The organism is Spongiibacter sp. UBA1325 (assembly GCF_002306875.1).
In the GTDB taxonomy this organism is placed as follows: domain Bacteria; phylum Pseudomonadota; class Gammaproteobacteria; order Pseudomonadales; family Spongiibacteraceae; genus Spongiibacter; species Spongiibacter marinus.
In genome coordinates, this window is record NZ_DBTD01000006.1 from 42,849 (window position 1) to 55,700 (window position 12,852).

General features: G+C 56.6%; 13 protein-coding genes. 7 read left to right on the forward strand and 6 right to left on the reverse strand.

Features of this window, described 5'->3' with window-relative positions:
• Positions 1 to 137: 137 nt before the first annotated feature.
• The 4 genes from B3K78_RS05960 to cls are packed head-to-tail and all read right to left on the reverse strand — an operon-like array spanning position 138 to position 5,166.
• On the reverse strand, positions 138 to 2,438 hold the full coding sequence (locus B3K78_RS05960) for a PqiB family protein (RefSeq protein ID WP_286694711.1): 2,301 nt from the start codon (positions 2,436 to 2,438) through the stop codon (positions 138 to 140).
• Positions 2,425 to 3,057 (reverse strand): paraquat-inducible protein A, encoded by a 633-nt coding sequence (locus B3K78_RS05965; RefSeq protein ID WP_036255498.1) that lies wholly within the window; start codon positions 3,055 to 3,057, stop codon positions 2,425 to 2,427. Before B3K78_RS05965 ends, B3K78_RS05960 begins: the two co-directional genes overlap by 14 nt.
• Complete coding sequence (locus B3K78_RS05970) at positions 3,054 to 3,668, reverse strand: paraquat-inducible protein A (protein ID WP_286694712.1); 615 nt, start codon at positions 3,666 to 3,668, stop codon at positions 3,054 to 3,056. The genes B3K78_RS05965 and B3K78_RS05970 overlap by 4 nt, the downstream gene beginning before the upstream one ends.
• A gap of 10 nt (positions 3,669 to 3,678) precedes the next feature.
• On the reverse strand, positions 3,679 to 5,166 hold the full coding sequence (gene cls, locus B3K78_RS05975; protein ID WP_286694713.1) for a cardiolipin synthase: 1,488 nt from the start codon (positions 5,164 to 5,166) through the stop codon (positions 3,679 to 3,681).
• 144 nt (positions 5,167 to 5,310) lie between these two features.
• On the opposite strand from cls, the gene B3K78_RS05980 reads away from it, so the two are divergent.
• From B3K78_RS05980 to B3K78_RS06010, 7 genes are all read left to right on the forward strand, one after another.
• Entirely contained in the window at positions 5,311 to 5,769 is a 459-nt protein-coding gene (locus tag B3K78_RS05980; RefSeq protein ID WP_204996851.1) for a MaoC family dehydratase, read from the forward strand.
• A gap of 156 nt (positions 5,770 to 5,925) precedes the next feature.
• Positions 5,926 to 6,207 (forward strand): hypothetical protein, encoded by a 282-nt coding sequence (locus B3K78_RS05985; RefSeq protein ID WP_204996852.1) that lies wholly within the window; start codon positions 5,926 to 5,928, stop codon positions 6,205 to 6,207.
• Positions 6,208 to 6,458: 251 nt separating this feature from the next.
• Positions 6,459 to 6,749 (forward strand): hypothetical protein, encoded by a 291-nt coding sequence (locus B3K78_RS05990; RefSeq protein ID WP_286694714.1) that lies wholly within the window; start codon positions 6,459 to 6,461, stop codon positions 6,747 to 6,749.
• A gap of 10 nt (positions 6,750 to 6,759) precedes the next feature.
• Positions 6,760 to 7,155, forward strand: a complete 396-nt coding sequence (locus B3K78_RS05995) for an acyl-CoA thioesterase (RefSeq protein ID WP_286694715.1) — start codon at positions 6,760 to 6,762, stop codon at positions 7,153 to 7,155.
• 163 nt (positions 7,156 to 7,318) lie between these two features.
• A complete protein-coding gene (locus B3K78_RS06000) occupies positions 7,319 to 9,136 on the forward strand; it encodes a DEAD/DEAH box helicase (RefSeq protein WP_286694716.1) in 1,818 nt (605 codons plus the stop codon).
• 61 nt (positions 9,137 to 9,197) lie between these two features.
• Positions 9,198 to 10,319, forward strand: a complete 1,122-nt coding sequence (gene chrA / locus B3K78_RS06005) for a chromate efflux transporter (RefSeq protein WP_286694717.1) — start codon at positions 9,198 to 9,200, stop codon at positions 10,317 to 10,319.
• Between the two features lie 26 nt (positions 10,320 to 10,345).
• Positions 10,346 to 10,750, forward strand: coding sequence for a PaaI family thioesterase (locus tag B3K78_RS06010; RefSeq protein WP_286694718.1), 405 nt, complete (start codon positions 10,346 to 10,348; stop codon positions 10,748 to 10,750).
• Here the strand turns inward: B3K78_RS06010 and B3K78_RS06015 are convergent.
• Positions 10,747 to 11,736, reverse strand: a complete 990-nt coding sequence (locus B3K78_RS06015; protein ID WP_286694719.1) for an LLM class flavin-dependent oxidoreductase — start codon at positions 11,734 to 11,736, stop codon at positions 10,747 to 10,749. The genes B3K78_RS06010 and B3K78_RS06015 overlap by 4 nt on opposite strands.
• Positions 11,733 to 12,803 (reverse strand): metal-dependent hydrolase, encoded by a 1,071-nt coding sequence (locus B3K78_RS06020; protein WP_286694720.1) that lies wholly within the window; start codon positions 12,801 to 12,803, stop codon positions 11,733 to 11,735. Before B3K78_RS06020 ends, B3K78_RS06015 begins: the two co-directional genes overlap by 4 nt.
• Positions 12,804 to 12,852 lie beyond the last annotated feature (49 nt).

Sequence of the window (12,852 nt, forward strand, 5' to 3'; positions counted from 1 at the left end):
AACAACGTTCTCTTTTTGTCGGTGGCGGCAATGCCGCCGGCGAGTCGATGGTTTATTGGGGCGCTATTCTAGCCTTATCTGCCATCTAACAGTGTGAAATCTTGGTAAGAGCGGCGTCTTTGTCACATTTTGGGCGACTATTCGTCGCCCAGCGGGATAGCGGGTGCCCAGCGCAACCAGCTCGGTTCCACGTCGGCGTGCAGCGGAAAGTGCTGGCTGGCTTCTGCCGGGGGTGCCAGGCCGTCCTCGCCCCGCCCTTCTGGGGTGGCGAAGGCGATGCCGCCTTCAAGCAGCGATTCGACCGACTTACTGCGGATGGTCGTGCCGCTGAATAGGCCAAAATTAATGGCGACGCCGCTGGAATTCCAAAAGCGGGTGTTGCGCCGCACCAGCGTGGCGTAGCGGGGCTCAATATTAATATGGATTAAGGTACGGCGTGCATCGCTAGACAGTTCAAAGCCGTAGACTTCACCCACAGGAATGTCGCGATAAAAGACCTTCACACCCTCTTTGAGTGAGCCGCGCTGATCAGCACTCAATATTACATTCAGCCCTTTTGCGGGCGCCCGCAGCGGTGGCGCGCGCTCCAAGCCGATAAACTCTGTGAGCACGTCGCCGCTGCCCGGTAGCACACTAATATAGGCGCCGGTTACCAGGGTTTCGAGATTGCGCGTACCCACTAAGCCCAGTTGCGGTTTCACCACCCAAAAGCGGCTACCTTCGCGGGCGATAGCTTTTGCCGAAGGCGCCAGGCGGGCACTGACCACAACGCCTTGCATGCTCTGGTCCAGCTCAACGGCGGTCACTTCGCCGACCTTGATTCCCTCGTATTTAATTTCGGTTCCCTTGCTTAAACTGGCGCCGCTGGAGAAGTACAGGCGAATTTCTCTGCCCTTGTCGGCAAAGCTGCTTTCGTAGTCCTCGTGCAGGGTATAACGCAGTCCCTCCCAGGCGGCTTGCGGGCGAGCCACTTCAGGGGTGTGAAAGGCAATGCCGCCACTGACAATGGTCGCCAGCGACTCGGTTTTTACGTCGAGGCCACCGAGGCCACCGCTGATACTAATGCCGCTGGCGTTCCAGAACAGCGATTCGCGGTGCAATAGGTGGGCGTAGCGCTGATGAATAAATACGCCGATTTCAACGCCTCTGCGCTGCAGCGACACGCTTTCCACTTGTCCGACAGCGATCTTGCGAAAATACACCTTGCTGCCAATTTTCACCGAGCCCAGTTCGTCGGCCTCGAGCACCACCCTGATCCCAGGTGCACTGATACGCTGACTGGGGGCGTCGCGCAGAGCCGTATAGCGTTCCTGCAGCTCGCCGTCTTCGCCGTCGACATTCACGGCGATATACGGTCCTCCCAGCAGGGTGTCGAGTCCCTCAACACCTGAACCCGACACTTTGGGGCTGACTAGCCAAAACTGGCTATTTTCATTGAGGTAGTCGTAATAGGGGGCGTTGATGCGCAGCTCGGCCTCGGCACCGGCGGTAGGGCCAGCCTCATTAAAGCGCAAGTTCTCGACGCTGCCGATGCGAATACCTTGCAGGCGAAGGTCCGCACCCTGGCTCAGGCCCTCGGCGCTGTCGAAGGCCACCACAATGCGCTTGCCGCCTTCGGCGTGCGCGCGGTTTTGATGCAGCGTAAATCGGTGACCGCTGTCGACAGCGTCGCCGTCTTCGGGACTGTCGAAGGCCACACCGCCCGCAAGAATGCTCGCCAATGAGCCGGTTTCAAGCTGGACGCCTTGCAGCCCCGCTGTGACTTTAACGCCGCTGTGGTTCCAAAATCGGCTGCGATGGTTAATGAGATGGGTGTAGCGTGGGTCGATGTGGGCAGTAATCTCCACACCGTCGTCAAGCAGTGTATAACCCTCAATATCACCGACGTCGATTTGCTGATAGAGCACGGGGGCGCCAACAGATAGCGAGCCCAGCTCTTTGGCGTGCAAGGTGATTTGGAGCCCCGAGTCGCTGCGAGGCGTGGCCGGGGGTTCGAGTAGCGCGGTAAAACTGCGCGCCGCTTGACCGTCACCGGGTTGAAAACTGATGTAGTTGCCGGCGACCAGGGTGTCGAGCCCCGAGACGCCAGAGAGCGAGATTTGCGGTTTAACCAGCCAGAACTTGGTGTTCTCGTTAATCAGTGGCTCGATCTGTGTTTGCAGGTCCAGCGTGGCATTTACCCCTTTTAGCGCGTCGTCGAGTTGAAGTTGACTGACGCTACCCACGGTAATTCCTTGGTATACCACGGGCGTTTTGCCAGCGGTAATGCCGCTGCCATTGTCAAAGTGTACGGTCACCTGCAGGGCATTGCTGCTCAGGTTTTCGTAGAGCAACCACATTGCAATGGCTGCGGCCACCACAGGAAGTAACCACACTGCCGACAGCCGTTTTTTGGTTTTTAATTCGGCTTGGGGATAGTTTTGTTCAGTGTTTGTCATGGTGTTCCAAATCCCAAATCAGTCTCGGGTCAAAGCTGTTGGCGGCAAGCATGGTCAATACCACCGCACCAGCAAAGGCAGTGGCGGCGGGGCCGGTATCGACGGTGGCGATATTACCAAGGCTGACAACAGTAACCAGTATCGAAATCATGAATAGGTCCAGCATCGACCAGCGGCCGATAAGGTGCACAAAACGGTAGAGTGCGGTGCATTGCTGCTTGCTCAGCGAAAGGCGAAACTGCACCACCATCATCAGTAATAGCAGTGCAACGATTTTAATAATTGGCACAACGATGCTGGCAATAAAGACAACGGCGGCGATCGCTCGCAGATCTGCCTGCCATAGGCGAATGATCCCCGACATAATGGTGTCGGGTACGCCCTGTCCTAGATTGACAACCGTCATAATGGTTAAGACATTCGCCGGTATCAGCAGCACGGCGGCGGCGAGGCACAGCGCCAGTGAACGCTGCAGACTGTGATGGCGGCGGAAGTAGAGGTGGGCATGACAGCGCGGGCAGCGTGCCAGGTGATGTTGGTCGCGCGCAGGCATGGCGCTGAGTAAGCCGCAGTGCTGGCAGCGGGCGAGCCCGTGTTGCTTGGCCGTTGCTGCGTTCATGTCTGCCTCCGCTGCCAAAACTGCCAGGCTTGCTCGGCATTAAAGCTCTGCGCGCAAAGGATAAGGCTGATCATTAAACCGGCCAGGCAGTAGCTTCCGCTGAGAATGTGTATCTCACCGTCGTCCATCATCTTCACGTAGGCCACTAAAATTCCGATCGCATAGACCTCCAACATGCTCCACTCCTGCATAAAGTTGCCGAGCTTGATGCTTCGAGAAAAGCTTGGCGGGCAGTAGTTAAGTTGCTGGCAAAGGGCGATAAAGGTATTGAGGAGTAAATGCATTAGCGGCGCTAACAGCGAACAGAGTAATACAATCAGAGACAGCAGTTTGAAGTCCTGTTGCCACAGTCTGAGTACGCCTTCTGCAAGGGTGTTGCTGCCGGTTTGCCCGGCCAGGGTAAATTGTAAAAGTGGCAGGCAGGTGGCGGGAATGAATAAAATCAGGCCACACAAACCGGCGGCCAAACTGAGCTGTGGCAGGCGTGGCAGCGCTTCAGCTAAGACCGCATTGCAGCGCGTGCAGTGGGCGCGCTTTTTACTTTCGAGCCGTGGCAGCGTTTGCAACAAATCGCAGTCGGGGCAGGCGTGAAGGTGGGGTTGTTGCGTCATTGTTTGGCGTTTACTGCAGTGGCGCGAATAAGTAGGCGCAGCGGCTAGCCAGGCGGCGGATCAGCGACCAGCTGGCAACCTCTCTTGGCAGCAGCTGTCGACACTGCTTGAAGTCATTTTCGAGCATGTGAGTGAGTTCCCCCGCAAAACCCTGATCATAGACCAGTGCACTTATTTCAAAGTTCAGCCGGAAGGAGCGGTTATCCAGGTTTGCCGTTCCCACGACGGAAATCTCATCATCCACCAGCATGACTTTTTGATGCAAGAAGCCACATTGGTAGTAATAAAACTGCACGCCGTGGGGCAAGGTTTCTCGAATTGCTGAGAAAGACGACAATTTGATGATCAGTTTGTCGGGCTGCTCGGGAAGCATAATGCGTAAATCCACGCCGCGCATCGCGGCCAATTGCAAGGCGTGAATAATGGGGGTGTCGGGAACAAAGTAGGGGCTGACGATCCACAGGCGCTCTCGGGCTTGGTGAATGAGCGTTTCAAAAAACAATGCGCAGCTTTCGATGCTGTCGGCGGGGCCGGTGCCAATAATCAGCATTTGTTGGTCGCTATGGTCACCGGGTGCGGCCTCACAGGGTGTAGGTGTCCAGTTCAGAGGTGGTAGTGACTCCTGTGCCCAGTACCAGTCTTCGACAAAACTCAATTGTACGGCTTGCACCGCTGGCCCTGTTATTGCCAGGCCGGTATCGCGCCAAGGTGTAAGGACGGGGTGTTGATGACGGTATTCATCGCCAATGTTCATACCGCTAATGGCGGCGTAGTTACCATCGCAAACGACAATTTTTCGGTGGTTGCGAAAGTTCAACTGTAGGCGATTGCCTGCGCCCTTGGTGCTATTGAAGGGGACAATTTGTACGCCGGCAGCGCGAAGTCTCTGCACATATTGGCGCGGCAATTTTAGACTGCCGATTTCGTCGTAAATAAAGTAAACCGACACGCCTTCTTCGGCTTTTTTTACCAGTATCTCTGCCAGTTCATTACCGATACGGTCGTTGCGCAGAATGTAGAACTCAAGCAGTACATAGTGTTTGGCAGCGCGGATATGCGCAAACATATCCGCGAAGGCCTGTTCACCATCAATCAACAGGCGAGCGTGATTACCACGAGTGAATGGCAGGGTGCTGAGGCGGTTGAGACCGAGCAGCCGCGAGTCTTGGCGGCTCGGATAGGTCTCGATATTTGAGAGCTGCGGCGCAAGCTCGCGGATCAAGTCTTCGATCGCTCGTGTATCGCCGCGTTTGGCGATCGCGTAGCCGCGAAATTTGCGCCGGCCGAATATCCAGTAGAGCGGCACAAAGAGCGGGGGGAGAACAATTAGCACAATGGCCCATGCCACCGCACCCTGAGCGGTGCGGGTTTTAAGAATGGCTTCCAGAGCCGAGAGTATACCGAGCAGCGCAATAAACGCAGCCACAGCGGCCGCCAGCCCTGACTGGTTCGCCACTACCCAGGCTGTGCTGCTCGAAAAAAAGTCACTGATTCCCATGTGCCCTCATGCAAGTAGTCGCGACGCCGTGGCCTTCACCCGCATAGACGATGCCGAGTGTTGCGTAGCCGATGGTAAAGTGATTGCCATGAGAATACGACTGTGCGTGTTGCTTTCACAGTTTTGCAGAATGGGAATGTCATTATGAGTAGAGTTTTTGCCACACCCTCGGCCCTGTTGGACGCAGTGGGTGAACATTTGGGGGCCAGTGAATGGCTGGAGGTTGACCAGCAGCGTATCAACCTTTTTGCCGATGCCACCGGCGATCATCAGTGGATTCACACTGACCCAGAGCGCGCGAAGGATGGGCCTTTTGGCAAGTGTATTGCCCATGGCTATTTGACCTTGTCACTGGTGAATTTATTCCTGCCACAAATTATCGATGTGCAGGGCATTTCAATGGGCGTGAATGTCGGCTGCGAGCGTATTCGTTTCCCTGCGCCGGTGCCGGTTGGCTCGCGAGTGCGCGGGGTGGGCGAGTTGCTCTCTGCAGAAGAGTTGAAGGGCGGCGTACAGTCGGTGGTACGGGTGACCATTGAGATTGAGGGCGGCGATCGCCCAGCCTGTGTGGTAGACACCATTAGCCGCTATTTCCCAGAGTAATTGCTCGTCTGCTGGGATCAGCAAAGTGAATATTAACGGCGGCCGTTAAAAACCTTTGATATAAGGAAGTGATAGGTCGGTCAGGGCCGCCGTGGTATAACAAAAGTGTTGCTATAAAGCGATACGAGATAGTCCCTATCCGCATGGAGGTTGTCAATGGATTTGACCCACGGCGATGTGCTTGACGGCGGTAAAGAGCTGCTGAGTAATGTGCCCATGTATATTTCGGCCGACGACGGCTATGCGCAGTGGGGCGGCTGCTTGCACCTCAAGCGCCAGAATGGCGATTTGCTGCGTTCTGGGGAGTATCGAATTCGTTTGCGCGATGGTCGGCTCGGCAATATTGTCGTTCGTAAAGTGATCTCCACCAATGGTGCCCACCACCTAGAGGTGCTCTTTGAGGGGCGCGGCGAGTTAGCGCAACGGCGCGCAGGGTAAGCGCTTCGGTTTCTGAGTTGTCATCGCTGCCATTGAATGCGCGAGCCCCTTTTCCATTTCTCAGCGCGCTGTTGGCGCCTTTCTTGTTATATGTCCTACCACTCTTCGACAGAATCCCCTATTTTGTGGGCATCGTATGTAATGTGTGTGGCTAAAAGTAGTCATCTTTATTTGCGGTGTTTAGCATTTAACGGCAGTAATGGACGAGATAGGTACTAGTCGTTGCCTAGCCCTAAGTTTGGAGAGTATTGATGAAGGCGATGTCAGTATTAGTGGCAAAATGCATCGGGGTGTTGGGCCTGGCCAGCGCGGCCCTGGTACTTGTGCACCCGGTGAACTTGGCAGGGCTTGAGTATTCCTGGAAAAGCGCCTCCCTGCTGCTGGCCCTGCAGGTTTTGTTGTCATGTCTGCTATTGTATGCCGCCGAGCAGCGCCGTCAGGGCAGCGAGATAGCGGAGAAGGCCTTTCCTGCAGCAGTTATGGCGGTGGTGCTTTGGGTTTGTATGTTTGCTTACTGGTTACAGCAAGCCGTTATAAGCTAAGGAGTCATGAATGCTGCGCTGCGAATTATTGCCTCGCTTCTACGAAACCGATGGTCTGGGACATATCAATAACACGGTCGTGCCAAAGTGGTTTGAAACGGCGCGCACGCCGATTTTTAAAATCTTTAACCCCGAGCTCAGCCTTGATCAATGGAACCTGATTCTGCGCAAGATAGATGTGGAGTTTATCGCGCAAACCTATCACGAGTATCCAGTTGAAGTCCGCAGCTGGGTCAGTCATGTTGGCAACACCTCGTTCACGGTCAGTCATGAGCTTTGGCAGCGCGGTGAAATGACGGCAAGCGGAACGGCTGTACTTGTGTATTTTGACTACGATGCTCAGCAAAAGGGAGTGATCCCCGAACATTGCCGCAGTGCATTAAAGGAAATAGTGAAAGAGGGGTGAGTCGTATTGGGCAGGGGCTGCGCATAAATACCGCAATCAGCGTCGATTAGCTCGGGTATTTAATGACACTAGCGCGTATAATTTGCGCCCCCGCCGGTACTGTGTTCGTCTGACGCCGAATTTAACCGCGCGTCACTCTCGACCCCCAGATCAGGTCCACATTATGAGCAACACCGTAACCGCTGACGCGGAACTCCCCTTATTTACCGAACTTGGCCTCCATCCTGCTGTTGAGACGGTTGTCTCAGAGTTGGGGTATGAACGTCCATCAGCAATCCAAGCTGCGACTATTCCCTTGTTATTGGAAGGTCGTGATGTATTGGGACAGGCCCAAACTGGCACGGGCAAAACGGCAGCGTTTTCGCTGCCTATGCTGTCCATGCTGGATGTTAAAAGCAAAACCACCCAGGCGTTAATTCTTGCTCCTACGCGTGAATTGGCCATTCAGGTTGCCGAGGCGATTCAGAGCTATGGTAAGCACTTAAAAGGTCTGAAAGTACTCTCAATCTATGGTGGTCAGGGTTATCGAGAGCAGCTCGATGCCTTGAAGCGGGGCGTCCAAGTGGTCGTTGGCACACCCGGCCGGGTTATGGACCATATCCGTCGCGGTACGCTCAAACTGGACGGGTTGACTCACTTGGTGCTTGATGAAGCCGATGAAATGCTGCGCATGGGCTTTATCGACGATGTTGAATGGATCATGTCGCAAACGCCTGAAAGCCGGCAGATAGCCCTTTTCTCGGCGACAATGCCCGCGGCTGTTCGACGCATTGCCAATACCTACCTGAATGACCCCGAACAAGTAACGATCAAAACTGCGACAAGCACTGCGGTCAGCATTCGTCAGCGCTATTGGTTGGCGCGTGGTGCGAGCAAGTTTGATGCCCTGTGCCGCGTCTTGGAAGCAGAAGACTTCGACGGCATTATTATTTTCGTGCGCACCAAACTGGCCACAACCGAGTTGGCAGAGAAGCTCCAGGGCCGCGGTTATGCGGCGGCAGAATTGCACGGCGATATCGCCCAGGCGCAACGTGAGCGCACCGTGGAAATGCTCAAGGGTTCGCGCTTGGATATTTTGGTCGCGACCGACGTGGTGGCGCGGGGCTTGGATGTTGATCGCATCAGCCACGTGATTAACTACGATATTCCCTACGATACCGAGGCTTATGTGCATCGCATTGGCCGTACTGGTCGGGCGGGGCGCAGCGGCGATGCCATTCTGTTTGTTGCACCGCGCGAGCGTCGGATGCTGCAATCAATCGAGCGTGCCACGCGTCAGCGTATCGAAGAGATGGGCCTGCCCGGTGCCGCCGAAATCAATGCCCTGCGCATACAGCGTTTCCAGGCAAAATTGTTGGCGACCCTGGAAGCAGGGCGGGATAAGGACCTGTATCGCGAGATGTTGCAGACTTTCTGTGAAGAGCACAGTGTCGATCCTCTGGATGTTGCTGCAGCATTGGCTCGCTTGGCTCAAGGCGATAAAGACCTGCTGCTTAAAGGCGACCCGAAACCCAGCAAAGCGCTGGCGGACAAGCCTGCTCCTGGTAAAGCCACTCGCACTGAGCGCCGCAGCCCTCGCGGTGCCGGGCCGGAGTCGGGGATGGAGCGTTTCCGCATAGAAGTGGGCCGCAAGCACGGTGTTGGTGTGGGCAACATTGTCGGCGCAATTGCGAATGAAGCGGGGATCGACAGTGATTATATCGGCCGTATCCAGCTCTTCGACAACTTCAGCACGGTCGACCTGCCTGCGGAAATGCCCGACGATGTGTTGAGCGCTTTGCAGTCTCCTCGCGTAGCGGGGCAGCCAATGACCATGTCTCGGTTTAGCGGAGAACTGCCAGACACCCCTGTGCGCAAGCACCGCAAGGGACCGTCTCCGTCGGGCAAAAAACCGCGCAAAGCTGACAAGCCTGGCGCCAAGGCGAAAACGACGGGAAAAGCGCCTAGCAAACGGCCGATCAAGCTCCGCAATAAAGACTAGGGGCTAGGTTCTGCCGCTCGGCTCACGTACACTCTCCGCGAGTTTTTTGAGAGGGTGTGCTGTGAGCGCGCGGATTTTTCTGCACTTTCTTCTGTTGGGCTGCGTCAGCTTTGGCGGGCCTACGGCGCATATCGCCTACTTTCGCAAAGTATTTGTTCAGCAGCGCCAGTGGCTCAGTGACGAAGACTTCGCCCGTCAGTTGGCGCTGTGTCAATTTCTACCGGGGCCGGCATCGAGCCAGCTCGGCTTTGCCATAGCCCTTCAACGCGGCGGCGTTCCTGCCGCTTTCGCCGCTTTCATCGGCTTTACGCTGCCATCGTTTCTATTAATGTACGGCCTTGCTGTGTTCAGCTTGGCGCAGACACCGCTGTGGATGCAGAGCCTTGTGGCAGGGATGAAGTTATTAGCACTGGTGGTGGTCGCAGATGCGCTAATCAATATGGCCAGACAATTTTGTTCAGGGCCCTGGCTTTGGGCCACCGCATCGCTAAGTGCGCTGGCGCTGCTGTTTAAGATGCACCCTGCCTTGCAGTTGTCGCTAATGCTTGGCGCGGCGCTGGTGGCCTATTTTCGGTCGCCGAAGGTCGAGCGCGATCCACTACCCTCGGCGCGGCCGGCACGCATTCCCTTGCTGTTATTTGTTGTCTTGTTGGCGGTGGCAGCACTGATTCCCGACGCCGTGTTCAGCGAATTCTATCTCGTTGGCAGCATGGTCTTTGGCGGTGGTCACGTCGCGCTACCGCTGCTCAATGCCTTTGTGGGTGACTCGCTGAGTAGCGAGCAGTTTATTTTGGGATATGCGGCGGCGCAGGCCGTTCCGGGCCCGATGTTTTCTATGTCGGCATACCTGGGGGCGATGTTGAGTCCGGCGCAACCGCTCGTTGGCGCATTGGCTGCCTGCACGGCAATTTTTTTGCCCGGTTTCCTGTTGGTGCTGGGTTTGTCGCGGGCCTGGCATACGCTGGCGGCGCGGCCGCGGGTGCGCGCCGCTGTGGCCGCCGTCAATGCGGTGGCGGTGGGTATGTTGGCTGCGGCCTGGGTCGACCCCTTACTGCTAGAGTTGCCCCGAGAGGCGGCCAGCATTGGGATGGCGATTATGTTGTTTGCAGCGCTGCGTAGCGGCAAAGTGCCATTGCTGGTGCTGATCGGGGTTGTGGTCGTCTACTCGCTGTTTTTTCTCTAAGCCCCATTTCCAAGGAGCGTCCATTCATGGCAAGTAAGGAAGCAATAAGTCAGTTTCTGCTACAGGAATTCCCCCAGTGCAGCGCAGTTATCGAAGACCTGAGCGACGGCCGAGCGGTGGTGCGGCAGGCGGTTGACCACAGCTCGTTGCGCCCGGGTGGCACGGTTTCCGGGCCAACATTGATGGCGCTGGCCGACCTTGCTGTCTATGTGGCGGTGTTGTCGCGTATCGGCATTGTGCCGCTGGCCGTGACGACCAACCTCAATATTCACTTCTTAAAGAAGCCCGCCGCCGGAAAAGACTTACTGGCGCACTGTCGGCTAATTAAATGCGGGCGCAGCATTGCGGTTGCCGACGTTGAAATTTTCTCTGAGGGTGACGAACACCCGGTGGCCTATGCATCGGCCAGCTACGCGATTCCCAAGGGCTAAACGCAGTCGGCGAGTGCGGTAGCCAGTATTTCATAGCTGCGCACTCTGGCGTCGTGGCTGTGCATTTGGCAGCTGATAATCAGCTCATCGACATTATTTTCTTCAATGAACTGCCGGGTCTGCTGGGCAATAGTCTGGGCATCGCCAATTGCGGAGCAATTCATCACTGACTGAATCAGCGCGCGCTCAGGGGCGGCGAGCTGATTCAGGTAGTTGGGTATTGGTGGCGGCAATTGGCCAGGTGTACCGCGACGCAGGTTGACGAAGGCTTGCTGCATCGAGCTGGCAAGGTACTCTGCTTCAGACTGCTCCGGGGCGGCAAACACATTGAAACCCGCCATCGCGTAGGGCGCATCGAGGTACTTTGATGGTGTGAACTGCTGGCGGTACAGAGCAATAGCCTGCTGCAGTTGCCCAGGCGCAAAGTGCGAGGCAAAGGCGTAGGGTAGGCCGAGTTGCGCAGCGAGTTGCGCGCCGAAAAGCGAAGAGCCCAGAACCCACACCGGAATATCCAGCCCGACACCGGGAATGGCTCGCACCATTGCTTGGGGGTCGCCGTCGAAGTAATTAAGCAGCTCGACAACATCCTGCGGAAATTGCTCAACATCTGCATGTAAGTTGCGTCGCAGCGCACGAGCCGTGGCGGGGTCGGTGCCGGGCGCGCGGCCCACACCGAGGTCAATGCGCCCTGGATACAGTGATGCCAACGTGCCGAATTGCTCGGCGATAATAAGCGGTGCGTGATTGGGTAGCATAATACCGCCCGCGCCTACCCGAATGCGCGAGGTGGCTGCCGCCACGTGCTGAATGACCAAGGCAGTGGCGGCGGAGGCGATACCGGGCATATTGTGATGCTCGGCGATCCAGTAGCGTTGATAGCCGAGGGATTCGCAGCGCTGGGCCAGTTCTGCGCTGCGCGCTAGTGTTTCACTGACATCGCTGCCTTGCGCGACAGGTGCCAGATCGAGTACGGAGAGCTTGGTCACAGTGCTTTGTTTTCCTCAGCGTTTTCATTACCACTTGCTGCCAGCGATTGCCCCGGGGCAGAGGGAAGGTCTTCACCGCGAAGCATTGCCCAGAACAGAGCGGTTTTTTCTCGACTATTTCGGTGCGCCTGATACTCAACGCCGCGTTGTGGCTCATCGGGGAAGAGTTGGATGCTCCACAGGGCATCGAGTTCGTGGGGTAGTATCGAGTAGCGAATATCGATGATCTTGCTTGGATTACCGGGTTGCAGGGCGGTATAGCCCTTGGAAAACCAGTCGAAGCGCTTTACGTCATTCGCCTGACGCGAGACTGACGGCAGCCAGGGCAGGTCGCGCGGAATATTTAGCGCGGCAATCGAGTCGCCGGGGTAGATACGGATATCCCGGGCCACGCGCACGGCATCCACATAAAAGCGGTCGTGACTGCGGTACACCGTTTTCCACAGTATTAAGTTGGCGAAAGAGGGTTTGGCCTCCAGTGATTCGACCTCGTGGCCGCGACTCGCTGCCAGCCGATAGCCCTCGGCCTCTGCGCGTTCGCGCTGCACAACACCCAGCAATGGGTAGGTGAGTATCCAGGCCAGAGCAAGGCGCGCAGCCCAGCGGCGATTGCCCTTCCATGCCAGCGCGACCAGCGCGGCGATGGGCAGGGTGTATAGGGGGTCAATAATCGACAGGATATTCCACGCAATGCGGGTGTCGCTAAATGGCCAGAGTAGCTGCGTACCATAGGTCGTGCAGGCGTCGAGGAGCGCATGGGTGGCGTAGCCGGCACAACAGAATAGTGCGCTGCGGCCGAAGGAAATTGGCCACCGGCGCCGGAAGAATAGCCTCAGCACTGCGGCGCAGAGTAGGGCGCCCACGGGAATGAAGACCAGCGAGTGGGTGAATTGGCGGTGAAATTCCAAAAACAGCAGCGAGTCGTGAGGAGAGCGAATCAGTACGTCTAAATCTGCCGCCATACCAGACAGGAAGCCCAGCGTGGCGGCGGCAACGGCATAGCGCCGCGGTGGCGACAGGTTTTGCGCGGCGCTGGCGCCAAGTAACCCTTGTGTGAGTGGATCCATATCAGGCTCAGGGAAGCAAAGCCCTCAGTGTAACGCGATTTCCGCCAGT

Coding starts and splice junctions, on each gene's coding strand:
- B3K78_RS05960 (WP_286694711.1), bottom strand. CDS start 2,438: ATGACAAACACTGAACAAAACTATCCCCAAGCCGAATTAAAAACCAAA.
- B3K78_RS05965 (WP_036255498.1), bottom strand. CDS start 3,057: ATGAACGCAGCAACGGCCAAGCAACACGGGCTCGCCCGCTGCCAGCAC.
- B3K78_RS05970 (WP_286694712.1), bottom strand. CDS start 3,668: ATGACGCAACAACCCCACCTTCACGCCTGCCCCGACTGCGATTTGTTG.
- cls (WP_286694713.1), bottom strand. CDS start 5,166: ATGGGAATCAGTGACTTTTTTTCGAGCAGCACAGCCTGGGTAGTGGCG.
- B3K78_RS05980 (WP_204996851.1), top strand. CDS start 5,311: ATGAGTAGAGTTTTTGCCACACCCTCGGCCCTGTTGGACGCAGTGGGT.
- B3K78_RS05985 (WP_204996852.1), top strand. CDS start 5,926: ATGGATTTGACCCACGGCGATGTGCTTGACGGCGGTAAAGAGCTGCTG.
- B3K78_RS05990 (WP_286694714.1), top strand. CDS start 6,459: ATGAAGGCGATGTCAGTATTAGTGGCAAAATGCATCGGGGTGTTGGGC.
- B3K78_RS05995 (WP_286694715.1), top strand. CDS start 6,760: ATGCTGCGCTGCGAATTATTGCCTCGCTTCTACGAAACCGATGGTCTG.
- B3K78_RS06000 (WP_286694716.1), top strand. CDS start 7,319: ATGAGCAACACCGTAACCGCTGACGCGGAACTCCCCTTATTTACCGAA.
- B3K78_RS06010 (WP_286694718.1), top strand. CDS start 10,346: ATGGCAAGTAAGGAAGCAATAAGTCAGTTTCTGCTACAGGAATTCCCC.
- B3K78_RS06020 (WP_286694720.1), bottom strand. CDS start 12,803: ATGGATCCACTCACACAAGGGTTACTTGGCGCCAGCGCCGCGCAAAAC.